This window comes from Pseudomonas sp. RGM 3321, assembly GCF_022836805.1.
GTDB lineage: Bacteria > Pseudomonadota > Gammaproteobacteria > Pseudomonadales > Pseudomonadaceae > Aquipseudomonas.
Map to the genome: position 1 here is coordinate 21,891 of NZ_JALHBH010000108.1, position 22,062 is coordinate 43,952.

General features: G+C 59.1%; 21 protein-coding genes. 9 read left to right on the forward strand and 12 right to left on the reverse strand.

The genetic code is table 11. The features are described from left to right. Positions 1-127 precede the first annotated feature (127 nt). The 3 genes from rnd (at position 128) to RGM3321_RS12740 (ending at position 2,554) form a co-directional block, all read left to right on the forward strand. Positions 128-1,261 (forward strand): ribonuclease D, encoded by a 1,134-nt coding sequence (gene rnd / locus RGM3321_RS12730; RefSeq protein ID WP_244393326.1) that lies wholly within the window; start codon positions 128-130, stop codon positions 1,259-1,261. Then, entirely contained in the window at positions 1,258-1,551 is a 294-nt protein-coding gene (locus RGM3321_RS12735; RefSeq protein WP_003407219.1) for a YcgL domain-containing protein, read from the forward strand. Before rnd ends, RGM3321_RS12735 begins: the two co-directional genes overlap by 4 nt. Before the next feature lie 70 nt (positions 1,552-1,621). Then, complete coding sequence (locus RGM3321_RS12740; RefSeq protein WP_244393327.1) at positions 1,622-2,554, forward strand: D-2-hydroxyacid dehydrogenase; 933 nt, start codon at positions 1,622-1,624, stop codon at positions 2,552-2,554. A gap of 66 nt (positions 2,555-2,620) precedes the next feature. On the opposite strand, the gene RGM3321_RS12745 is transcribed toward RGM3321_RS12740, so the two are convergent. Further along, entirely contained in the window at positions 2,621-3,214 is a 594-nt protein-coding gene (locus tag RGM3321_RS12745) for a nitroreductase family protein (protein ID WP_244393328.1), read from the reverse strand. A gap of 211 nt (positions 3,215-3,425) precedes the next feature. On the opposite strand from RGM3321_RS12745, the gene RGM3321_RS12750 reads away from it, so the two are divergent. Beyond that, the gene (locus RGM3321_RS12750) at positions 3,426-3,875 is read left to right on the forward strand and encodes a YcgN family cysteine cluster protein (protein ID WP_122258296.1); all 450 of its coding nucleotides are present in this window, start codon (positions 3,426-3,428) and stop codon (positions 3,873-3,875) included. 4 nt (positions 3,876-3,879) lie between these two features. Here the strand turns inward: RGM3321_RS12750 and RGM3321_RS12755 are convergent, their stop codons facing one another. The 7 genes from RGM3321_RS12755 to RGM3321_RS12785 all read right to left on the reverse strand — a co-directional run bounded on the left by RGM3321_RS12755 (position 3,880) and on the right by RGM3321_RS12785 (position 10,713). Then, positions 3,880-4,260 carry a DUF2892 domain-containing protein gene (locus RGM3321_RS12755; RefSeq protein WP_054078587.1) on the reverse strand — a complete coding sequence of 127 codons (381 nt, stop codon included), beginning with the start codon at positions 4,258-4,260 and terminating at the stop codon, positions 3,880-3,882. 98 nt (positions 4,261-4,358) lie between these two features. After that, entirely contained in the window at positions 4,359-4,859 is a 501-nt protein-coding gene (locus RGM3321_RS12760) for an RNA methyltransferase (RefSeq protein WP_002552608.1), read from the reverse strand. 72 nt (positions 4,860-4,931) lie between these two features. Then, a complete protein-coding gene (locus tag RGM3321_RS12765) occupies positions 4,932-5,816 on the reverse strand; it encodes a copper resistance protein B (RefSeq protein WP_244393329.1) in 885 nt (294 codons plus the stop codon). An 11-nt stretch (positions 5,817-5,827) separates the two neighbouring features. Then, the gene (locus RGM3321_RS12770) at positions 5,828-7,567 is read right to left on the reverse strand and encodes a copper resistance system multicopper oxidase (RefSeq protein ID WP_244393330.1); all 1,740 of its coding nucleotides are present in this window, start codon (positions 7,565-7,567) and stop codon (positions 5,828-5,830) included. Between the two features lie 87 nt (positions 7,568-7,654). Next, positions 7,655-8,029, reverse strand: a complete 375-nt coding sequence (locus RGM3321_RS12775; RefSeq protein ID WP_003317410.1) for a YajD family HNH nuclease — start codon at positions 8,027-8,029, stop codon at positions 7,655-7,657. Between the two features lie 66 nt (positions 8,030-8,095). After that, entirely contained in the window at positions 8,096-8,572 is a 477-nt protein-coding gene (locus tag RGM3321_RS12780; protein ID WP_055005495.1) for a cyclic nucleotide-binding domain-containing protein, read from the reverse strand. An 80-nt stretch (positions 8,573-8,652) separates the two neighbouring features. Continuing rightward, entirely contained in the window at positions 8,653-10,713 is a 2,061-nt protein-coding gene (locus RGM3321_RS12785; RefSeq protein WP_244393331.1) for a S9 family peptidase, read from the reverse strand. 131 nt (positions 10,714-10,844) lie between these two features. Between RGM3321_RS12785 and RGM3321_RS12790 the strand changes: the two genes are divergently transcribed. From RGM3321_RS12790 to RGM3321_RS12800, 3 genes are all read left to right on the forward strand, one after another. Beyond that, the gene (locus RGM3321_RS12790) at positions 10,845-11,321 is read left to right on the forward strand and encodes an MFS transporter (RefSeq protein WP_244393332.1); all 477 of its coding nucleotides are present in this window, start codon (positions 10,845-10,847) and stop codon (positions 11,319-11,321) included. Positions 11,322-11,398: 77 nt separating this feature from the next. Then, complete coding sequence (locus RGM3321_RS12795) at positions 11,399-12,187, forward strand: class II glutamine amidotransferase (RefSeq protein ID WP_005782804.1); 789 nt, start codon at positions 11,399-11,401, stop codon at positions 12,185-12,187. Between the two features lie 46 nt (positions 12,188-12,233). Next, positions 12,234-12,758, forward strand: coding sequence for a DUF2937 family protein (locus tag RGM3321_RS12800; RefSeq protein WP_244393333.1), 525 nt, complete (start codon positions 12,234-12,236; stop codon positions 12,756-12,758). 61 nt (positions 12,759-12,819) lie between these two features. Here the strand turns inward: RGM3321_RS12800 and RGM3321_RS12805 are convergent, their stop codons facing one another. From RGM3321_RS12805 to RGM3321_RS12815, 3 genes are all read right to left on the reverse strand, one after another. Further along, the gene (locus RGM3321_RS12805; protein ID WP_004664285.1) at positions 12,820-13,998 is read right to left on the reverse strand and encodes a VWA domain-containing protein; all 1,179 of its coding nucleotides are present in this window, start codon (positions 13,996-13,998) and stop codon (positions 12,820-12,822) included. 39 nt (positions 13,999-14,037) lie between these two features. Then, positions 14,038-14,883, reverse strand: coding sequence for a MoxR family ATPase (locus RGM3321_RS12810; protein ID WP_002552618.1), 846 nt, complete (start codon positions 14,881-14,883; stop codon positions 14,038-14,040). 319 nt (positions 14,884-15,202) lie between these two features. Next, on the reverse strand, positions 15,203-16,270 hold the full coding sequence (locus tag RGM3321_RS12815; RefSeq protein WP_244393334.1) for a DUF748 domain-containing protein: 1,068 nt from the start codon (positions 16,268-16,270) through the stop codon (positions 15,203-15,205). 126 nt (positions 16,271-16,396) lie between these two features. Here RGM3321_RS12815 and cysK point away from each other — a divergent pair, with 126 nt between their 5' ends. Together cysK and RGM3321_RS12825 are read left to right on the forward strand one after the other, a co-directional pair. Then, the gene (gene cysK / locus RGM3321_RS12820; protein ID WP_244393335.1) at positions 16,397-17,371 is read left to right on the forward strand and encodes a cysteine synthase A; all 975 of its coding nucleotides are present in this window, start codon (positions 16,397-16,399) and stop codon (positions 17,369-17,371) included. Between the two features lie 177 nt (positions 17,372-17,548). Continuing rightward, the gene (locus RGM3321_RS12825) at positions 17,549-18,487 is read left to right on the forward strand and encodes an aspartyl/asparaginyl beta-hydroxylase domain-containing protein (RefSeq protein ID WP_244393336.1); all 939 of its coding nucleotides are present in this window, start codon (positions 17,549-17,551) and stop codon (positions 18,485-18,487) included. Between the two features lie 55 nt (positions 18,488-18,542). Here RGM3321_RS12825 and RGM3321_RS12830 read toward each other — a convergent pair whose 3' ends face one another. Beyond that, positions 18,543-22,016, reverse strand: a complete 3,474-nt coding sequence (locus RGM3321_RS12830) for a PAS domain-containing hybrid sensor histidine kinase/response regulator (RefSeq protein WP_244393337.1) — start codon at positions 22,014-22,016, stop codon at positions 18,543-18,545. Positions 22,017-22,062 lie beyond the last annotated feature (46 nt).

Below are 22,062 nucleotides of genomic sequence, written 5' to 3' on the forward strand. Positions count from 1 at the left end.
CCCTTTTTCCAGGCAACAGCCCCTCCTGTCCGTCATTTGCGTGAAGATACGCCAGACCGGGACGACAGACGCGCGATAATCTCCCATCACGATATATACTGCGCGCCATTGTTGAAGGGAGAGCCGTGTGGCCATCGATATTCACTGGATTCGCGACGACGACAGCCTCGCCCGGCATTGCGCAGAATGGCAATTGCTGCCTTTTGTCGCGCTCGACACCGAGTTTATGCGGGTCGATACTTTTTACCCGATAGCAGCGCTACTGCAGATTGGCGACGGGCAAGGCGCCTGGCTTATTGATCCTTTGCTGATCAACGACTGGCGGCCGCTGTCTGCGTTGCTTGAAAACCCCGACGTCATCAAAGTGGTGCACGCGTGCAGCGAGGACCTCGAAGTTCTGCTGCGTCTGACTGGCAGCCTGCCGGTGCCGTTGTTTGATACCCAGTTGGCAGCCGCTTACCTGAACCTCGGCTTTTCCATGGGCTATTCGCGTCTGGTGCAGGAGGTCCTCAACATCGACCTGCCCAAGGGCGAAACCCGTTCTGACTGGCTGCAACGTCCGCTGTCAGAAACGCAGATCAGTTACGCCGCCGAAGATGCTGTGCACCTTGCCGAACTGTTCGCCATCCTGCGCCCGCGCTTGTCCGATGACAAATACGCCTGGCTGCTGGATGACGGCGCCGAACTGGTCGCCAACCTGCGCCGCGAAGTTGATCCGTACGAGGTGTACCGTGAGGCCAAACTGGCCTGGAAACTGTCCCGCGCCCAGTTGGCGGTGCTGCGTGAGCTGTGTGCCTGGCGTGAGCGCGAAGCGCGCGCCCGCAACCTGCCGCGCAACCGTATTGTGCGCGAGCACTCGCTCTGGCCCTTGGCCAGGACGCAGCCGGACAACCTCGCTGCACTGGGGCGTATCGAAGACATGCACCCGCGCACCGTTCGCCATGACGGCGAGTTTCTGCTTGAGCTGATAAAGACCGCAGGCACGCTTCCACCAGAAGAGTGGCCGCCTGCATTGCCTGAGCCACTGCCCATTGATGCGGCCGGGTCCATCAAGCGTCTGCGTGCAATCGGTCAGCAATACGCCGAGCAACTGGACATGGCCCCCGAGTTGATGCTGCGCAAGAAGACTCTCGAAGCGCTGCTCAAGAGCGGCTACCCGGACGGTCCTTACCAACTGCCCGACTCGCTGCGTGGCTGGCGTCGCGAGTTGATGGGTCAGGCGCTGCTGGACAGCCTGGCCACCCCCGGAGAACAGTCTTGAAGCGTATCTGCTCGATTTATCGCAGCCCGAAAAGAAACGAGATGTACCTTTACGTCTTGAAAAGCGATGTCCTCAAACGCGTGCCGCCTGAACTGCTGGTCGCGTTTGGCAAGCCGGTTCATGCATTCGACCTGGTCCTGAGTCCCGAGCGTGCGCTGTCGCGCGAGGACATCAATGTGGTGCTGGAGAATCTCGATAGCCAGGGCTATCACTTGCAGATGCCTCCCGCAGAAGATGACTACATCGAGCATTTGCCGGAAGAGCTGCTGCGCCGCAACGATCCGATGTAATAGTTGCTCACGTTGTAAAGCGGTCCACATCGCCGTGGGCTGCCTGTCCTGTTTTTAAGGTTTTTGAAACATGCGCGTTCTGATTGCCGAGCACGATTATCACGTTTATACCCAATTGTTGCGCAAGGCTGCGCCTGACCTGGAAGTCTTCAGCACGGGCGACTCCGCCGAGCTGTCGCGAATGGCCAGCGATTGCCCGGTCTGGCTGGGACAGCCGGACCTGATGGCCAACCTGCTGCGTCAAGGGCACAAGCCTCAGTGGCTGCAATCCACATGGGCGGGCATCACGCCACTGCTGGCCGACAGCCTGTCGCGCGAATATCGCCTGACGCGTGCAGTAGGGATTTTCGGTCAGGTCATGGCTGAATTTGTTTTGACCTACATGCTCGGCCACGAGCGTGAGGTGCTGGCGCGTCTGATGAGTCAGGTCGAGCGCAAGTGGGACAATCGTACTGGCCAGAGCCTGTCTGGTCGCAAGGTACTGATCGTGGGTGCCGGTGACATCGGCCAGCGCGTTGCCGAGTTTCTTTTGCCGTTCGGTGTGCAGGTCTACGGCGTCGCCTCCAGTGCGCGCACTCAGGCGCCGTTTATCGAGGTAACAGCGCTGTCAGACATGACGCGGCTGCTTGGCGAGATGGATTACGTCATCAACCTGCTGCCCAATACACCTGAGACCCACGACCTGTATGACGCGAAGCTGTTCACCAGCTTCAAGCCAACGGCACTGTTCATCAACGTCGGGCGCGGTGTGGCGGTTGTGGACGCAGATCTGGTCGAGGCGTTGAAGGAAGGCTATCTGGCCGGCGCGGTCATTGACGTGTGCCGTCAGGAGCCTTTGCCGCAGCGCCATCCATTCTGGACGGCCTATGGTCTGCTGTTGACCGGTCACAGTTCGGCACCGACATCGCCGGTGGCCATGACCGAGCTTTTCGTTGAAAACCTGAAGGCGTTTCAGGCTGGAGAAGCACTGCGCGGAGAGGTCGATTTTTCGCGAGGTTATTGAAGCCGTCCCGAGCGAGCCGACGTTTCAGGCGTCGGCTCGTTGGCATTGATTGCAGAAAACAGTCAGTTACAGCGAAAAATCACCTTCAGCGGCCAGCTCTGCCAGTGGCTTGCGCGGGCTTGGCGCTTCGCGGCCTTGCAGGTATTCCGGCAGTGTCGACTTGTCACCGATCTTGCCGATGGCCACCGCGGCATGCAGTGCGTAATCCTCTGGAATATTCAGCTCCTTGCGGGTCAGGTCCTGATCGAAGCCCGCCATGCCGTGGGTGTGCCAGCCGCTCAGGCTCGCTTGCAGCGCAAGATAACCCCAGGCCGAGCCGGTATCGAAGGTGTGCCACAAGGCCGGGCTTTCTTCGGTTGCCCCTGGTGCGACGAAGGTGGTCTTGGAGACAACGATCACCAATGCTGCTGCATGTTGCGCCCAGTTGCGGTTGAACTCGTTGAGCAGGCCCAGATAACGCTCCCAGTTAGGCGTGTCGCGACGTGCATACAGAAAACGCCAGGGCTGCGTGTTGTAGGCTGAGGGTGCCCAGCGTGCGGCTTCGAAAAAGCTCAACAGGGTTTCCTGATCGATACTTTCGCCGCTGAACGCGCGTGGCGACCAGCGTTCGGTGAATTGCGGGTCGATAGGGTGATCGGCGATGCGAGGGTTCGTGCTCATGAAAGTCCTTGATAGCGAAGGTGGAAAACGAGCGTGGCTTGATGGGCCGTGGTCGGCAGGCATCGCTTGAACGCACTGGAAAGCCCGTTAACGCTACTGTTTTGCCCTGTCGCTGACAAGTCCCGGCTACCGGCAGTCGCAAGTGCTTGGCCGGCACCCCTTGTACCTCTAGACTGGCGGCCTTTTCATTTTCGATACCGTTGTCCGAACCATGGCCGCTAAAGTTGAACCCTTCTGGATTCGCAAGACCCTTGACCAACTCAGCACCGAGGAGTGGGAATCGTTGTGCGATGGCTGTGGCTTGTGCTGCCTGCAGAAGCTGGAAGACGAAGAAGACAACAGCGTTTATTACACGCGGATCGCCTGCAAGCTGCTGGACCTGAAGACCTGCCAGTGCTCCGATTACGCCAATCGTCGTGCATCGGTGCCTGACTGTATTCAGCTGACGCCGGGCCAGGCAGATGAATTCAAATGGCTACCGCCTACCTGTGGCTATCGGCTGGTCAGCGAGGGCAAGGACTTGCCGCTCTGGCATCATTTGGTGTGTGGTGATCGCACAGCTGTGCATCACGAGCGTATCTCCCAGTCCGGCCGCATGCTCAGTGAGAACACGGTGGCCGAAGACGACTGGGAGGACTACCTGATCTTTCGCGCAGGTTGAGCGTTTAAACGACCGGCTTTGGCTCGGTCAGCGCTTCCACGCCTTTGACGGCAGCGTTTTTCACCGCGTTTTCAGCGTCGTCTTTCAGGTTGTTCAACTGGGCACCGGCACGTTCGATAGTCGAGCGGGCGCTGTGCAGGTCGCTTCGACCTTTTTCCACCAGACTTTTGGCCGAGCAGTGACCGCTGATGCCGCGAGCCAGCACTGCGCCGCCGATGGCCAGTTGGATCAGGCCCAGAAAGCCGCCACGACGGACACCTTTGCCCATCATCAATACACCGCCAGCCAATGAGCCAATGCGCTCCCAGCCGTGGACGTTCTGATCAGGGTTGCGCTGCAGCAGTTCAGGTGTGTCGATGCGTTCGATAATCGGGGTGTCGCGCATGATGGCTCTCCATGAGGCGGTAATTCGCAGGAAGTAGGTAGTAACCCGGTTCAGAGAAACTGACTGTTCGCCCGCGACACAGGTTCAATGCTTTTCCGTCAGCGGTCGCTGGCCGGATCGATTTTCTCGCGACCGAACTGTGGCCCCGAGCGGGTATTGATGCCTTTGGCCATGCGGTCGTAGAGCACAACGTTGACGGTTGCGGCCAGATTCATGCAGCCCTCGGTCGGGATATAGACCACGTCTTCACACCAGTCGCGAATGTCCTGATCGAGCGAGCCGTCTTCCGGACCGAAGATATACAACGCGCGGTCAGGGTGCGTGTATTCAGGTAGGGCACGGGCACCGTCGACCAGTTCGACGGCCACCGGAATGCAGCCCAGCGGCAGGATACTCTTGAGGTCTTCGATGCCGATCAGCGGGATGTCCTGATGGATTTTCTTGGTGTCGGTGATGAAGTCCCGCGCACGCTCATAGCGTTTACCGGTATAGAACACCGACGCCACACCGTAGCAGCCAGCCGCTCGCATGACGGAGCCGACATTTTCCGGGGACTTGGGGTTGTAAAGACCGATGCAGGCGTACCGTTTATTGGCCACGGGGAGGGTGCTCTGAAGAAAACCGCGGATTATACGGCAGCTTCAGAGCAATGCCATTTTCAATTCCGATGTTCAGAACCACATGCGTAAACCGACGACCAGCCGCGCGTCGGCAACGTCCTCACCGTCTTCGCGTGCGTAATCGGCAGTATTGCCGTAGGACCGATCCCAGGTTACGCCCACGTAAGGAGCGAATTGCGGGGTGATTTCATAGCGCAGCCGAAGGCCGAACTCACTGGTCGACAGGCCCGAGCCATTGCCGCGTTGCGGGTCGTTCTTGCCGTAGAAATTCAGCTCGGCAGTGGGTTGAAGAATCAGATTGTTGGTCAGCAACAGGTCGTAGTCGGCTTCCAGGCGCGCAGCGGTCTGCCCGGCTTCACCGATGAATGCCGTGGCTTCGATATCAAGATCCGAAATCGCTTGCCCTTGCAGGCCGAAAGCCGCCCAGGTTTGTGGCGCGCCAGGTTTGAAGTCCTGGCGTGCCCCGGCGACTACGTCCCACGATGAGCTGACGGCATGACCCCATAACGCCTGGACTTCCGCCTCCTCGGTCTTGCCGTTGCTGCGCTCGCCCTCCGAGCGCAGCAGCAAGCGGTCTACATCACCGCCAATCCAGCCGGACAGGTCCCAGGCCAGCGCGCTGCCGTCGTTTGCGTCCTGCCATTCCAGCTTGTCGGCCAGAAAGTAACTGTTGATGGCACTGTCGTGGACCTGATGCCCGCTATGGCTGGTGTACACCGCAGCCCGGTCGGCGTCGGTGACGGGCGGGATTGGTGTTCGGCTCTGCGTGGGGGCGGCATTGTGCTCGCTGGCGTCCATAGGCATCGAGTGGCTGCCATGATCCATGCCTTCCATGCCTTCCATTCCGGCAGCCTGCGTGTTTGCCCAGGGCGCTATGGCCAGGCCTGCCGTCAGCAGCAGGGTTGGCAGGCAGGACGAATTGCGTAATCCATTCACCGGTAAAATCCTCATTCTTTCACCCGCACTTCGCGGAACATGCCCATTTCCATGTGGTACAGCATGTGACAGTGATAAGCCCAACGGCCCAGTGCGTCAGCGGTGACGCGATAGCTGCGGCGTGAGCCCGGAGGCATGTCGATGGTGTGTTTGCGCACCATGAACTGACCGTTTTCGTCTTCCAGATCGCTCCACATGCCGTGCAGATGGATGGGGTGAGTCATCATCGTGTCGTTGACCAGCACGATACGCACTCGCTCGCCGTACTTGAGCATGAGCGGTTTGGCGTCCGAGAATTTCACACCGTCGAACGACCAGGCGAATTTTTCCATGTGCCCGGTCAGGTGCAGCTCGATCGTGCGGCTGGGCTCACGGCCATCGGGGTCTTCGAAGGCGCTGTGCAGGTCAGCGTAAGTCAAAACTCTGCGCCCGTTGTTCCTGAGGCCGATGCCCGGATCGTTGAGTTTGGGCGAGGTGCTCATGGCCTGCATGTCGACCAGCGGATTGTCCTGTTCGCTGTCCGGGTGTGACTGCATGGCAGGTGTTTCTTTCATCGGCATCTTGCTGTGGTCCATGCCTGACATGTCGTCCATTGCCGGGGCTGCGCCGTGGTTCATGCTGCCATGATCCATACCCGCCATGCCCACATCATCCATGCTCAGCAATGGGCGTGGATCCAGAGAAGGGACAACGGCCTGCAAGCCGGGTCTGCTGGCCAGGGTGCCGCGGGCGTAGCCGGTGCGGTCCATCGACTGGGCGAACAGCGTGTAGGCACCTTCGGCAGGCTCGACGATCACGTCGAAGGTTTCTGCCACCGCGATGCGCAATTCATCGACCGTCACTGGCTTGACGTGCAAGCCGTCGCTGGCGACTACGGTCATTTTCAGGCCCGGAATACGCACGTCGAAATACGTCATGGCCGAGCCGTTGATCAAGCGCAGTCGAATCCGCTCGCCAGCCTTGAACAGACCGGTCCAGTTCATGTCCGGGGCCTGGCCGTTCATCAAATAGGTGTAGGTCGCGCCGCTGACATCCGCCAGGTCGGTCGGGTCCATCCCCATTTTCGCCCACATCCAGCGATCACCAGTGGTCTCGCTCCAGCCTTTCTCACCGACGTCGTTGATGAAATCGCCGACGGTGCGCTTGTTATTGTTGTAGTAATCGGACTGTTTCTTGAGCGTCTTCATCAGTTGAAGCGGCTCTTCGTCGGTCCAGTCGCTGAGCATGATCACGTGTTCGCGGTCGTACTCGAATGGCTCCGGCTCTTTGGCATCGATCACCAGCGGCCCGTAAACCCCCGACTGTTCCTGCAAGCCCGAGTGGCTGTGGTACCAATAGGTGCCGTTCTGTTTGACCTTGAAGCGATAGACGTACATGCCATCGGGCGCGATACCGTCGAAGCTCAACCCCGGTACGCCGTCCATGTTGGCGGGCAGAATGATGCCGTGCCAGTGGATCGAGGTGGTTTCGTCGAGGCGGTTTTTTACCCTGATGGTCACCGTATCGCCTTCGCGCCAGCGCAACAGCGGGCCTGGAATACCGCCGTTGATCGCCATCGCGGTTCTGGTATTACCGGTGATATTGACCTGGGTTTCGCCGATGTACAGATCGAACTCGGTGCCGGACAGCCCTGCCGGTTGACCCGGGTTCGGAACCGCCCATGCCGGACTGCGCCAGAGCCCCAAGCCGCCGAGGATGCCACTGGCGGCAAGCCCTTTCACAAAGGTTCGTCTTGAGGTTCGGGTGGGCATGGCGAAATATCCGGTCGGTCGATTGGCCGCAGGCTAGGGGAAAATGCGGGTAGGAGTGGAGGATGTTCGTTGTCGAAGGTGCCGAGGTCACTCGTCTTTCTTCATCAACCCTGCCAGCGCGGCGAATGGATTATGGGTCGCCTTTGCGGTTTTCGGACTGCCCAGAGAGCCGTCTGCGAAGTATTGCTGGTCGGTATAGCGCGAGTGCTCGTTATCGTGGCAGTACAGGCACAGCAGCTCCCAGTTGGAGCCGTCCTGCGGGTTGTTGTCATGGTTGTGGTCGCGGTGATGCACGGTCAGTTCGCTGAGGCGTTTGCCAGCGAACTCGCGGGCGCAACGGCCGCAAACGTGCGGGTACATGCGCAATGCCTTGTCGCGGTAACCCATTTCACGGTCGCGCTGGGCGTCGGCCAGAATGCGGTCCAGCTTGGCAGTATGGGAAGGAGGATTGGCCGTGCTCATGGTGTCACCTGTGCGTGTGCGCATTGAAAGCGGAATATCGGCAAGTTTAGCGCCAGATGGGCAAACTCACACCTGCTGCGACAGTAATTGGCCGTCGACCATGCGCAGGCGCCTTGACAACGAGATGGCCAGGGCGCGAATGATCTTGGCGGCGATTTTCGGCGCTTCGTCAAGCATCTTGTCCAGAGAGTCGCGTCCCAGGTTCAATAACTGGCAATGGGTTGCCGCGATACAACTGGCCGAGCGACGTTCGCCATCCAGTACAGCCATTTCTCCGAATGCCCGCCCGCGACGCAGAACGGCAATTTCGACCTGTTGGCCGTCTGCAGCAAGTTTCTGCACGGACACAGTGCCTTGATGAATGATGCACATGAATGTCCCGGCATCGCCCTCGGCAAAGATGGTCTCGCCTTTTTCGATGTCGGTAATGCTGAAATACCCGGCTACGGTCACGAAGTCGCCGGGCAGCAGCGTGTCGAACAGGCCGCAGTCCAGCAGCATGTCGCGTATGGCGTTGTTCAGGTTGGACAATGGTTCTGACATGGTTCGGTCTTTCAATCCTGATACGAAGGGGGCAGCTCCGTGCCCCCCGATGCTAGTAAGACAGGTGTTTCACGCCAAGTTCATTCGGCGATCTGCAATACTTTGAAGATAAACGCGTACTCCAGCGCCACGTCACGCAACCCTTGATAACGTCCACTCATGCCGCCGTGTCCGGCACCCAGTTCGGTCTTGAGCAGCAGCAGATTGTCGTCGGTTTTGCTGGCGCGTAACTTCGCCACCCATTTGGCGGCTTCCCAATACTGCACACGGCTGTCGTTGTAACCGGCGATGACCAGCATGGCCGGGTACGCCTGAGCGCTGACATTCTCATAAGGCGCGTAGGCCTTGATGCGCTCATAGACCTCAGGCTCCTGCGGGTTTCCCCATTCGTCGTATTCGGTGACGGTCAACGGCAGGTCCGGATCGAGCATGGTGTTCAGCACATCGACGAACGGCACTTCGGCAATCGCTGCCTTGAACAGCTCGGGTCGCTGGTTGAGCACGGCACCGATCAGCAGACCACCGGCGCTGCCACCGCTGATCACAAGCTGTTCGGTACTGGTCAGGCCTTGGGCAACAAGATGTTCGGCGCAGGCAATGAAGTCGCCGAAGGTGTTCGGTTTATGCTCCTGCTTGCCATTGCGATACCAGGCCTCGCCCAGCTCGCCACCGCCGCGTACATGGGCGATGGCAAACGCCACGCCACGCTCGAGCAGGCTCAGGCGCGCGTGGGAAAACCACGGGTCGAGGCTTTCGCCGTAGGCGCCGTAGCCGTACAGATACAGCGGGGTCGCTTTGCCGACCAGTTCGCGCTTGACCACCAGGCTGATCGGCACCTGAGTGCCGTCACTGGCGGTGGCCCACAAACGCTGGCTGACGTAGGCATCGGCGTCGAAGGTGCCCAGCACCGGCGTTTCCTTGAGTACTACCTGCTCTCCGCTGGCCAGGGTCAGCTGACGCACCTGCGCCGGACGGTTCAGCGACTGGTAGCGCAGGCGAATTCTGTCGCTATCGAACTCCAGGGTGTCCTGCACATACAGGCTGTAGGCAGCGTCGGGCAGCTGCACGCGATAGGCAGGCAGATCCTGCGGGCGCACTTCGATGATCGGCAGGCCGCCCTCGCGAAGGCTCAGACTGACGGCCTTGGCGTTGAGGCTCACGCCTTCGAGCATGACCTTGTCATCGTGTGCAACCAGGGTCTGCCAGTCTTCGCGAGCCGGGGCGCCACTGGCGTGTTCCGCTGCGTGATACAGCGCGAAGTTGATGCCGCTCTGATTGCTGCGGATGAACCAGCTCCACACACCATCGAGCAGGCCGTGATCCGGATAATACTCGTGCCCTTCGCTGCGCGGCGCGAGGCAGGTGAAGGCCTGTTGCGGATGATCGGCGTCCAGCACCCAGGCTTCGCTGGTGGTTTTGCTGTTGAGCAGAATGATCAGTTGGCGTTCGGAACTGCTACGGAAGCAGTGCAGGAAAAATCGGCCGTCCGGCTCGTCGAACACTAGCTCTGCCGATGCATTGCCCAGCGTGTGGCGATGCAGCCTGCCGGGGCGATGGGTTTCGTCCAGCTCACCGAAAAACAGGGTCTGGCTGTCGTTGGCCCAGGTCATGCTGCCGTCGCAGTCTTCAAACGGCAGGCTGCTGATCTGGCCGGTGCTCAGTTCCTTGACGTAAAGCTGGTACACCTCGTCGCCACTGGTATCCAGGCTGTAGGCCAGACGCTGATGGTCGGGGCTGATGCTGAACGCACCGAGCGAAAAGAAGCCGCCATCGGCCATCGCGTTCGGGTCCAGCAACAGTTCTTCACGGCCTTCATCCACCGTATTGGAGTCGTCGGCCGGGCGCGGGCAGCGATAGTGACGGGCGTATTCATCGCCTTGTGTGGTGCGCGTGTAATAAAGGTACGGCCCCCAAGGGGAGGGCAGTGACAGATCGGTTTCGAGGATACGGCCCTTGATCTCCTGAAACAGGTTTTCGCGCAACCCGGTCTGCTCTGCCAGTTGCTGCTCCTGCCAGGCGTTTTCCGCCTTGAGGTAGTCGAGCACTTCGTCGGTGTCGCGGTTCTGTAGCCAGGCATAGGGATCGGAACCGTCGGCCTTGCGAGCAATCGGGGCGCTGGAGGTTGCATTCGAGAAGGACATGCTGGGCTCTCTGTTTAGGCATCAATCATGGAAATTCGGTACACGCTGAACCGATTACTGAAGCGAGGCAAGCCGCGTCAGGCAAAAGCCGTTATCATAAGCGCCTCTTTACCTGCCTTACCACGGACGTCATGACCGAAAACGACTATCTGATCGCCTGGAGCGTCTACGCCTTCGCCGCGTTGGGTTGCCTGCTGGTATGGTTCCTGATGACCCGCTGGATGTGGCGTTATCTCAAGGAACCTTTGCTGGTAGCAGTCGCGGTGCTGCTGTTTACGCCGACCATGGTCGACCCTGCCAAGGATGCGATGGCGCCAGCCGTGGCGATCACCGCGCTCGACCTGATGTTCAAGGTCGGCAGCAATGTCTGGACCGCTGTGTCGGATCTGGCCATGTACGGTATGTTCGCCTTCGCTGCGTACGCGCTGTTCGTGCTCATTCGCTGGCCGATCGAGCGCAGCCGCAAGGCTCGCCAGCCCCGGTCTGTCGCTCAGCCTGCCGACACAGACTCCACTGACGAACCGTTTGTCGAGGACGATCGCTACCCGCGCAAATCCGCTGCGCCGCTTCCTCCGACCAGGGCTGCACGGGTCGAACCGCGGTTATAGATCCCGCTTCGTTGGCATGCGCCGTTATTGTCGGCGCATGACCTGCTGCAAAAACGTCTTGAAGCGAGAACCTGAGCATGTGTGAACTACTGGGCATGAGCGCCAATGTCCCGACTGACATAGTCTTCAGCTTTACCGGGCTGATGCAGCGTGGCGGGCGTACCGGTCCGCATCGCGATGGCTGGGGTATTGCCTTCTACGAGGGCCGCGGCCTGCGCCTGTTTCAGGACCCGGCAGCCAGCAGTGAATCGGAAGTTGCACAACTGGTGCAGCGCTATCCGATAAAGAGCGAAGTGGTGATTGGCCATATTCGTCAGGCCAACGTCGGCAAGGTCTGTCTGTCCAACACACATCCTTTCGTGCGTGAACTCTGGGGCCGCAACTGGTGCTTTGCGCACAATGGTCAGCTAGCCGATTTCACTCCCGGTGCCACTTTCTACAGGCCGGTGGGCGATACCGACAGCGAAGCTGCATTCTGCGACCTGCTCAATCGCGTTCGCGAAGCCTTTCCCGAGCCGGTTGAGGTTGAGCAATTGCTGCCTTCACTGATCCAGGCCTGCACTGAATACCGTAGTAAAGGCGTGTTCAACTGCCTGTTGAGCGATGGCGACTGGCTGTTTTGCTTTTGCAGTACCAAACTGGTTCAGATCACCCGGCGCGCGCCATTCGGCCCGGCAAGGTTGAAAGATGTCGACGTGATTGTCGACTTTCAGGCTGAAACAACGCCGCACGACGTCGTGACTGTGATCGCCACCGAGCCATTGACCGAGAACGAAAACTGGAAGCGCTATGAGCCGGGCCAGTGGAGCCTGTGGCGCAAGGGTGAGTGCGTGGCGCAAGGCTCGGTCGAGACAGCAGTGCAGTAACAGCGTCTCCACCGGCACATTGGATAAAAGAAGAAGAGGGATATTGATGCTGCGAAGTTATCTGCGATTGGTCCTGTTCACGACAGGCCTGCTGTTCGGGGTACAGATTCCCGGGTTCATCAGTGATTACAGCAAGCGTGTCGAAGCGCATCTGATCGAGGCGCAGCAGGCCGTCAAGGGCTACACCGCTACTGCGCAACAGTTCTTCAAGGGTGATATACAAGCGCTGATCCAACACTATCGCAGCAGCGAAGACCCGGTTTTCCGAGCCGATGCGGACAACATCGATACGTTGATGAGCCGTACCCATATCCTTGAGCGTCAGTGGCTCGGGCTCCAGGGACCGTGGTATTCCAAAGCCCTGTTCGTCGTCACGTCTGCCGATGCGGATATTCGCCGCGAAACGTTCAACGGTTATACGTGGCAAGTTCTGCTGGCCCCCGAAGTCATTACCTGGGGCATCATCAGTGCATTGCTGCTGGCTCTTGTGGTGGAAAGCGTTGGGCTGTTGCTCGGCTGGGTGATCCACGGTGGGCGACGCAAGCCGCAACTTGAGCGGGACTGGCGCTGATTACGGTATATGGCGATAAAGAGAACGGGCGTTGCGTAGAGCCAGCACGCGCCCGTCATGCTTATTTCGCCAGATGACGCATGCCTTCTTCCAGGCCGCGCAGGGTTAGCGGGTACATTTGCCCTTCAATCAGGTCGCGCACGATATGCGTGGACGTGGTGTAGTCCCAGGCATCCTTGGGGTAGGGATTGATCCAGATAATCTTCTTGAATTTGGCCATGAAGCGCTGCATCCATACATAGCCTGCTTCTTCATTCCAGTGTTCGACGCTGCCACCGGGCTGGGTGATTTCATACGGTGCCATTGAAGCGTCGCCGATGAAAATCACTTTGTAGTCCGCGCCGTACTTGTGCAGCAGGTCTTGAGTGGCGGTTCGCTCCGAGCCGCGGCGCAGGTTGTTCTTCCACACCGATTCGTAGATGAAATTATGGAAGTAGAAATACTCCATATGCTTGAACTCGGTCTTGCAGGCCGAGAACAGCTCTTCGCAGATCTTGACGTGTGCGTCCATCGAACCGCCGATGTCGAATAGCAGCAATAATTTGATGGTGTTGCGCCGCTCAGGGCGCATCTGAATGTTCAGCAGGCCCGCATCGCGTGCGGTGTGATCAATGGTGCCGTCGATGTCCAGTTCATCCGCAGCGCCCTGGCGGGCAAACTTGCGCAGACGACGCAGGGCCACCTTGATATTGCGCGTGCCTAGCTCTACCTGATCGTCCAGGTTTTTATATTCGCGCTGATCCCAGACCTTGACTGCCTTGCCCTTGCGTTCCCCTGCGTCGCCGACACGAATGCCTTCGGGGTTATAGCCCCCCGAGCCGAAAGGGCTGGTGCCGCCTGTGCCGATCCATTTGTTGCCACCGGCGTGGCGCTCCTTCTGTTCTTCCAGACGCTTCTTGAACTCCTCGATCAGCTTGTCGAGGCCGCCGAGGGACTGAATCTGCGCGCGTTCCTCGTCACTCAGCGAGCGCTCGAACTCTTTGCGCAGCCAATCTTCGGGGATCAATGCCTGCAAATGATCGTCGAGATTTTCCAGACCTTTGAAATACGCACCGAAGGCCCGGTCGAATTTGTCGAAATGGCGCTCGTCCTTGACCAGAATCGTGCGCGCAAGAAAGTAGAACTCATCGATATCGGCAAAGATAACCCGCTGTTTCAGCGCATTGATCAGGTCCAGCAGTTCACGCAGAGACACCGGCACCCTGGCCGCGCGCATTTCGTTGAACAGGTTGAGCAGCATGGCTGTCGCCCTTTTACATAACGGGGTTGATGGAGGCGCTCAACGGTTGCCGCGGCGGCTCATGAAAGCCAGACGCTCCAGCAAATGCACATCCTGTTCGTTCTTGACCAGCGCCCCGGCCAGCGGCGGGATCGCCTTGGTCGGATCGCGCTCACGCAGCACGGCTTCACCGATGTTGTCGGCCATCAGCAGCTTCAGCCAGTCCACCAGCTCGGACGTGGAGGGTTTCTTCTTCAGGCCAGGCACTTTGCGCACGTCGAAAAACACATCCAGCGCTTCGCTCACCAGGTCTTTCTTGATGTCCGGGTAATGCACGTCGACGATGCGTTGCAGCGTGGCGCGGTCCGGGAAGGCGATGTAGTGGAAGAAGCAGCGACGCAGGAAAGCGTCCGGCAATTCCTTTTCGTTGTTGGAGGTAATGATGATGATCGGGCGCTTTTTGGCTTTGATCGTTTCATCGATTTCGTAGACGTAGAACTCCATCTTGTCGAGTTCCTGCAACAGGTCGTTGGGGAACTCGATGTCGGCCTTGTCGATCTCGTCGATCAGCAAAATGACCCGCTCATCGGACTCGAAGGCCTCCCAGAGCTTGCCCTTTTTCAGGTAATTACGTACGTCGTGGACCTTGTCGACGCCCAACTGAGAGTCACGTAGACGGCTGACGGCATCGTATTCGTAAAGGCCCTGATGCGCCTTGGTAGTGGACTTGATATGCCAGGTGATCAGCTTCGCACCAAAGGACTCGGCCAGTTGCTCGGCCAGCATGGTCTTGCCGGTGCCGGGCTCGCCCTTGACCAACAGCGGACGCTCCAGCGTGATTGCCGCGTTGACCGCCAGCTTGAGATCGTCAGTGGCGACGTATGCCGGGGTGCCTTCGAACTTCATGATCAATCCTTTTCACGTGGGTAGGCGCAGCCTGTCGGCGCGCACACCGTAACAGGGGCAAGCAATGCCGGAACTATAACGTGGCTTCCGGACGACTGTGAACGCAGACGCCTCATTCAGTTCTTGAATGGGGCGTCACGCAGTGACCGGGTCTAAATTGTAACGCTGCTTTTCGTGACGCTGATTTGGCGACACCCCGCCGCTAGATGTCGCCTGAATACAGGATTCAGTTGAGAGAGGAGGTTCACCCGCCTCCGCATGTTCATCAGGCACATGCCGCCGAGGAACGGTGCGTTCATTCCGTGGATTAAAAAAACCACTAAGACCCCTTGCTACTCTCATACCGCGCATTGAATGCCTGTACGAAGGCGTTGCGCAGAATCTGCAGAAACGCCTGGAAGCCGCTAATGTCCTGCTGATGGACGCTGCCGCTCAGGTCGACACGGGTGGCGAACTGGTTTTCCCGCTGGTTTTTCAACACGGTTTCGCTGGTGCCGACCAGCGCTTCCCAGATCGAGCGGAAAACGCCCTTGTCTTTGTTCTCGACGTCCTGATGCCAGTTGAACACGTCCACATTGCGTAGCAGGGGTTTTATGTAGCCGCTGAGCTGCCCTTTATCCGCTTGCGCTTCAATCACAAGATCGCCGTCACCGGCGTTAAAGTCGAATTTGCCGTATGCCGACGAGAAGTCGTTGAGCTTCTTGAGCTGGATGCCGGTGGCGCGCAGCTTGAAGTCGAAATCTTCAAAGTTGCTGAACGGATCGAATCTGGCGGTGCTCTCCAGATCGGCATGGCCCAGCAGGCGTGCCTTGCCTTTGAATTCGGCATCGCGGTTGCCTTCCACGTCGACCACGTTGGTCAGGTTGTAGATGCTGGCGTTGACCTGATCTGCCTCGATTTTGACCTTGGGCGTGGAGTTGAAGTTATTGAACGTAATGCGCCCGTTGTCGATGCGCAGCTCGTTGAGGGTAATGGGCAGCAGCTTGTTCATCTGGGTACGCCAGTCGGTGCCCTGACCGGTCTGCGAGGCTTGCTTGCTGCCACCGTCTACAAAGTTGATCTGCGGACCGGTGAACAGGGCTTTCGCCACCACGGCATGGTCATACCAGAGCGAATGCCAGCTGACCGCCAGCTCGATCATCGGCGCGTCGAAGAAAGGCACCGGGACCTTGCCATCGGTCTTGACGATCTTCAGTCCCTTGATCCGGTAAGCCCCTCGCCACAGTGCCAGGTCTACGTCGGTGATTTCGCCTCGGTAGTCACCCATGTCGGCCAGTTTGTCGTTCAGATAGTCGCGCACCAGATAGGGCAAGGCGATATTGATCGCGATCAGCAGAACTACCAGAGCGGCCAAGGTCCATAGCGGCCAGCTGTAGCGACGTTTCATGACATGAGTCTCCTGTTTCAATGAGGGATTGACTACGCACGCGGTCATCCGTTCGGTCAGACTGGACGCCCCAGGGTTGGCGGCATAGGCTTTGGGTCTTTAACCGATGTGCACAAGGACACTTTCATGAGCCGTATCTACGCTGATAACGCCCATTCCATCGGTAATACGCCGCTGGTGCAGATCAATCGTATTGCGCCCCGCGGTGTCACGATTCTGGCCAAGATCGAAGGACGTAATCCGGGCTACTCCGTCAAGTGCCGTATCGGCGCCAATATGATCTGGGACGCTGAAAGCAGCGGCAAACTCAAGCCCGGCATGACCATCGTCGAACCGACCTCGGGCAACACCGGGATTGGCCTGGCATTCGTTGCCGCCGCCCGTGGCTACAAGTTGATGCTCACCATGCCCGCTTCCATGAGCATAGAACGTCGCAAGGTACTCAAGGCGCTGGGTGCCGAACTGGTGTTGACCGAACCGGCAAAGGGGATGAAAGGCGCGATTGCCAAGGCAGAAGAGCTGCTGGCGGGCGATCCGGAAAAATATTTCATGCCCGCACAGTTCGAGAACCCGGCCAACCCGGCCATCCATGAAAAGACCACCGGCCCTGAGATCTGGACGGACACCGACGGCGCTATCGACGTACTGGTGGCAGGCGTCGGGACTGGCGGGACTATCACCGGTATTTCCCGCTATATCAAGCACACCGCAGGCAAGCCGATCCTGTCGGTTGCGGTCGAGCCGGACGGTTCGCCGATTATCACCCAGGCGATGGCCGGTGAAGAGATCAAACCCAGCCCGCACAAGATTCAAGGCATCGGTGCCGGTTTCATTCCGAAAAACCTCGATCTGTCGATTGTGGACCGCGTAGAGCGTGTCACCGATGAAGAATCCAAGGCCATGGCGCGGCGCTTGATGCAGGAAGAGGGCATCCTTTGCGGTATCTCGTGCGGAGCAGCCATGGCGGCGGCCGTCCGTCTGGCTGAAAAACCGGAGATGCAGGGCAAGACTATCGTGGTGATCCTGCCTGACTCTGGCGAACGTTACCTGTCCAGCATGCTGTTCAGCGACCTGTTTACCGATCAGGAGCTTTCTCAGTAACACATCTTCGCAAGTGTGCACTTCATGCGGGCAACACAAGGGTTTATGATGGCCAGCTTACGCGTCACCGGACGATTATCTCTGTCCGTCCGGTGTTTGCGGTCCTTCATTCAGAATCATGCATCAGTACTGCCCGCGTGACGTTTGGCGTTATCTGCCCGCTTCAAGGAGAGCTTCATGACCCTTTCATTTGTTGCCAAGGCATCGATCCTGATGCTGTTTCTGGGCAGCACGCTGTACGTTCATTTGCGCGGTCGGGCCCGGCTGCCCCTGTTGCGGCAGTTCGTCAACCATTCGGCATTGTTCGCGCCCTACAACGCACTGATGTACCTGTTTTCCCGTGTGCCGTCCGAGCCCTATCTGGACCGCAGCAAATTCCCTGAGCTGGATATCCTCAAGGACAACTGGGAAACCATTCGCGACGAAGCCATGCACCTGTTCGATGAAGGCTACATTCGGGCTGCCGAGAAGAACAACGACGCCGGTTTCGGCTCGTTCTTCAAGAAGGGCTGGAAGCGCTTTTACCTGAAATGGTACGACAAGGCACTCCCATCTGCCGAAGCGCTGTGCCCGAAGACCGTTGAGCTGGTCAACAGCATTCCCAACGTCAAAGGCGCGATGTTCGCGCTTTTGCCGGGCGGCAGCCACCTCAACCCGCACCGCGATCCGTTTGCCGGTTCCCTGCGTTATCACCTGGGGCTGTCCACGCCGAACTCCGATGACTGCCGAATCTTTGTGGATGGCAAGGAATACGCCTGGCGTGATGGCCAGGACGTGATGTTCGACGAGACCTACGTGCACTGGGTCAAGAATGAAACGCCGCAGACCCGGGTGATTCTGTTCTGTGACGTCGAGCGTCCGCTGACCAACCGCTTCATGACTCGTTTGAACCGCAGCGTCAGTGCGTTTCTGGGCCGCGCAACCGCGCCGCAGAATCTGGATGACGAGCGTGTCGGCGGGATCAATCAGGCATATGCGTTCAGCAAGCGCTTCAGCGACGGCTTCAGTGGCAAGGTCAAGCAGTTCAAGCGCGCCAACCCCAAGGCCTACCGAGTTTTGCGGCCTGTACTGGCGGTGGTGGTGCTGACGTTGCTGGGCTACTGGTTGTTCGGTTAAGCAACCGCTTTGATCCGGTTGTTCGCTGTCACGGCGAACAACCGTCAGCCCTTTCTCAGTCCAGATTCATATGCCGGCTCAACAACGCTCGCAGCGCTGCGGGTTTGACCGGTTTGGACAGGTAATCGAGTCCTGCTGCATGCACCTGGGCAATCAACTCCGGACGGCCATCAGCGCTGATGAGCACGCCCGGCACCGGTTGACCCAGGCGGGTTCGTAGCCAGGCCATCAGTTCAGTACCGGTTTCGCCCTCATCCAGATGGTAATCCACCAACGCAATCTGCGGTCTGACGCCATTGTTCAGCAGCGCTTCGCATTCCAGGCGACTGCGAGCGGTCCACACCTGACAACCCCAGCGTGACAGCAGGCTGTTCATGCCGATCAGGATGCTGTCTTCATTGTCGACACACAGCACCTGCGTGCCGTTCAGCGCGGGTCGGCTGACATCCGGCAGCGTGTCGGGCATTGTCGCCGGGGCTGCTGCCAGTGGCACGCGCACGCTGAAAACGCTGCCTTTGCCAGGCCACGAACGCACCTGCAAAGGGTGCTCGAGAATGCGACACAAACCATCGGCAATCGCCAGCCCCAGGCCCAGCCCCTTGGCTGCGTGAGTCTTGTGGCTGTCGAGGCGTTTGAATTCTTCGAAGATCACCTGGCGTTTATCTTCGGGGATGCCCGGCCCGCGGTCCCAGACCTCAAGGCTCAGACTGTCGCCGTGACGTCTGACACCCAGCAGAATAGGGCCTTTGGCATAGCGGAAAGCATTGGTCAGAAAGTTTTGCAGGACCCGGCGCAATAGCTTGATGTCACTGTCGACGCGCAGTGAACTGCCTCTGAAACGAAAACTCAGACCCTGCTCTTGGCCCAGCGCTTTGAATTCGGCGCCCAGGGTGTCAAACAGCGCGTTGAGCGGAAACGCTTGGCGGTCCGGGGTGATCTTGCCGTTTTCCAGGCGCGAGATGTCCAGCAGGTCGCTGATCAGGTCTTCGGCAGAACGCAACGAGCTGTCCAGATGCTGGACCAGTTGCTGGGCATCGCTGGAAATGCCGTCCTGCTGATGCGACAGCGCAGCAGAAAACAGTCTTGCAGCATTCAGCGGCTGCATCAGGTCATGGCTGACGGCGGCCAGAAAACGGGTTTTCGACTCGTTGGCGGCTTCGGCGGTGCCCTTGGCCTCGGTCAGCGCCTGATTGAGCTGCGACAACTCGTGGGTACGAGCGGCGACACGCTGCTCAAGGCTTTCATTGACGCCTTTGAGGGCCTGTTCGGCGGCACGAAACTCAGTGATATCGGTGAAGCTCATGACGAAACCGCCGCCGGGCATCGGATTTCCGATCAGCTCGATCACCTGACCGTTGGGGAACAGCCGCTCCGAGGTGTGCGCGCGGCCCTGACGCATCCAGTGCAGGCGTCGCGCCACGTGGACTTCGGCCTCACCCGGCCCGCACAGCCCGCGTTCGGCGTTGTAGCGAATGATGTCGGCAATCGGCCGACCGACGCCAATCAGGCCTTCGGGGTAATTGAACAGTTCGAGGTAGCGGCGATTCCAGGCCACCAGCCTCAAGGACTGATCCACCACACTGATGCCCTGGGTTATGTTTTCAATGGCACCCTGCAACAGCGCACGGTTGAACTGCAAGACCTCGGACGCTTCGTCGGCGATGCGTACGACGTCTTCCAGCTGCATATCGCGCCCTTCGATAGCGGCCTTGACCACGGCGCGGGTCGAGGAAGTGCCAAGCACGCCAGCCAGCAGCCGCTCGGTATGCGCGATCCACTCCCCATCGGCATTCAGGCTGGGGTTGAAACCCTTGCCTTGTCTGTAGGCGAAGCGAATGAAGCTCTGACGCGCCCGCTCTTCACCGACAAAACGCGCCGAGAGGTTGAGCAGGTCTTCTATCTGGACGGCAAGCAGCGGTCGGCTGAAGTCGCGTCCCTGGGTTTCCTGGCCAATGAAACGACCTGCCTGCCAGTGCTCCGCCACTCGGGTGCGCGACAACATCGACACCCAGGCGAACAGCGTGCAGTTACCGGCCATCGACAGCACTACGCCTTGAGTCATCGGCGAGATCGGCAGGTCGAACGGGTTGCTGTGCAGCCAGGACAGCAGCGGAAAATTGCTCAGCGACCAGCCCATGCCATGCGCCGCGACCGGCAGCACCAGGGTGTAGAACCAGATGAAGATCCCCGCCGCCAGGCCTGCAAATACACCACGCCGGTTAGCCTGCTTCCAGTACAGCGCACCGAACATGGCCGGTGCCAATTGGGTGATCGCGGCAAAGGCGATCTGGCCGATAGTCGCCAGGCTGGCCGTCGAACCCAGCATCCGGTAGCTGACATAGGCCAGCAGGAGAATCATCACAATGCTGATGCGCCTTACCGAGAGCATCCAGTGACGAAACGCTTCGAACGGCCGTTCGGTGTTTTTGCGCCTTAGCAGCCAAGGCAGCAGCATGTCGTTGGATATCATCGTCGACAGCGCCACGCAGGCGACGATCACCATGCCGGTTGCCGCCGATGCGCCGCCGATGAAGGCCAGCAGGGCGAGTGACGGATGAGCGTGCGCCAGGGGCAGACTGATCACGAACGAGTCGGGCAGCATGGAGGCGGGCAGCAGCATTTGTCCGGCCAGCGCAATTGGCACGACGAACAATGCAGCCAGTGCCAGATAGGCCGGGAACACCCATTTGGCGAGATTCAGGTCCTGAGGCTCGATGTTTTCGACCACTGTGACGTGAAACTGTCTCGGCAGGCACACAATCGCCATCATCGCCACACCGGTCTGCACGAACATCGACGGCCAGTTGATCGTGTCTTGCCAGTATTCCTCAAGGCGCGGCGCGAGCCTGGCCTGGTTGAACAGGTCATCGAAACCGTCATACAGGCCGAACGTTACGAACACGCCGACCGCCATGAAGGCAAACAGCTTGACCAGCGCTTCGAAGGCAATCGCAAGCACCATACCGCGATGGTGTTCGGTCACATCCAGATTGCGTGCACCGAAGACGATGGTGAACAGCGCCAGAATCAGCGACACCACCAGCGCGGTGTCCTGAGCACGGGTGCCGGTGGATTCAGCCACGGCACCAATCAGGATATTTACGCCCAGCACGATGCCTTTCAGTTGCAGCGCGATATACGGCAGCATGCCGATCAGGCAGATCAGCGCCACCATGACCGCCAGTGACTGGGACTTGCCGTAGCGTGCCGCGATGAAGTCGGCGATTGAGGTGATGTTTTCCTGCTTGCTGATCAGCACCATCTTCTGCAGCACCCAGGGCGCCAGCACCATCAGCACAATAGGCCCCAGATAAATCGGCAGAAACGACCACAGCTGTTCGGCGGCCTGGCCAACCGCACCGAAAAACGTCCAGCTGGTGCAGTACACCGCCAGCGACAGGCTGTAGACCCAAGCGCGCATGGTCGGGCGCAGGGAAGCGCTGTATCGGTCGCCGTAGAAGGCGATGGCGAACATGATGGCCATATAGGTAAGGGCAACGGCCGCAATCAGCCCGCTGGACAGCGACATATGAAATTCCACACCGTATCAATAGCGCGCAGTCTCGCACGATGGC

Excerpts from the sequence above, each read along its gene's own strand:
- RGM3321_RS12770 (WP_244393330.1), bottom strand. The coding sequence starts at position 7,567 with ATGCCCACCCGAACCTCAAGACGAACCTTTGTGAAAGGGCTTGCCGCC.
- RGM3321_RS12830 (WP_244393337.1), bottom strand. The coding sequence starts at position 22,016 with ATGTCGCTGTCCAGCGGGCTGATTGCGGCCGTTGCCCTTACCTATATG.
- RGM3321_RS12795 (WP_005782804.1), top strand. The coding sequence starts at position 11,399 with ATGTGTGAACTACTGGGCATGAGCGCCAATGTCCCGACTGACATAGTC.
- RGM3321_RS12775 (WP_003317410.1), bottom strand. The coding sequence starts at position 8,029 with ATGAGCACGGCCAATCCTCCTTCCCATACTGCCAAGCTGGACCGCATT.
- RGM3321_RS12790 (WP_244393332.1), top strand. The coding sequence starts at position 10,845 with ATGACCGAAAACGACTATCTGATCGCCTGGAGCGTCTACGCCTTCGCC.
- RGM3321_RS12750 (WP_122258296.1), top strand. The coding sequence starts at position 3,426 with ATGGCCGCTAAAGTTGAACCCTTCTGGATTCGCAAGACCCTTGACCAA.
- RGM3321_RS12755 (WP_054078587.1), bottom strand. The coding sequence starts at position 4,260 with ATGCGCGACACCCCGATTATCGAACGCATCGACACACCTGAACTGCTG.
- RGM3321_RS12815 (WP_244393334.1), bottom strand. The coding sequence starts at position 16,270 with ATGAAACGTCGCTACAGCTGGCCGCTATGGACCTTGGCCGCTCTGGTA.
- RGM3321_RS12745 (WP_244393328.1), bottom strand. The coding sequence starts at position 3,214 with ATGAGCACGAACCCTCGCATCGCCGATCACCCTATCGACCCGCAATTC.
- cysK (WP_244393335.1), top strand. The coding sequence starts at position 16,397 with ATGAGCCGTATCTACGCTGATAACGCCCATTCCATCGGTAATACGCCG.
- RGM3321_RS12810 (WP_002552618.1), bottom strand. The coding sequence starts at position 14,883 with ATGAAGTTCGAAGGCACCCCGGCATACGTCGCCACTGACGATCTCAAG.
- RGM3321_RS12825 (WP_244393336.1), top strand. The coding sequence starts at position 17,549 with ATGACCCTTTCATTTGTTGCCAAGGCATCGATCCTGATGCTGTTTCTG.
- RGM3321_RS12780 (WP_055005495.1), bottom strand. The coding sequence starts at position 8,572 with ATGTCAGAACCATTGTCCAACCTGAACAACGCCATACGCGACATGCTG.
- RGM3321_RS12740 (WP_244393327.1), top strand. The coding sequence starts at position 1,622 with ATGCGCGTTCTGATTGCCGAGCACGATTATCACGTTTATACCCAATTG.
- RGM3321_RS12800 (WP_244393333.1), top strand. The coding sequence starts at position 12,234 with ATGCTGCGAAGTTATCTGCGATTGGTCCTGTTCACGACAGGCCTGCTG.
- RGM3321_RS12805 (WP_004664285.1), bottom strand. The coding sequence starts at position 13,998 with ATGCTGCTCAACCTGTTCAACGAAATGCGCGCGGCCAGGGTGCCGGTG.
- RGM3321_RS12785 (WP_244393331.1), bottom strand. The coding sequence starts at position 10,713 with ATGTCCTTCTCGAATGCAACCTCCAGCGCCCCGATTGCTCGCAAGGCC.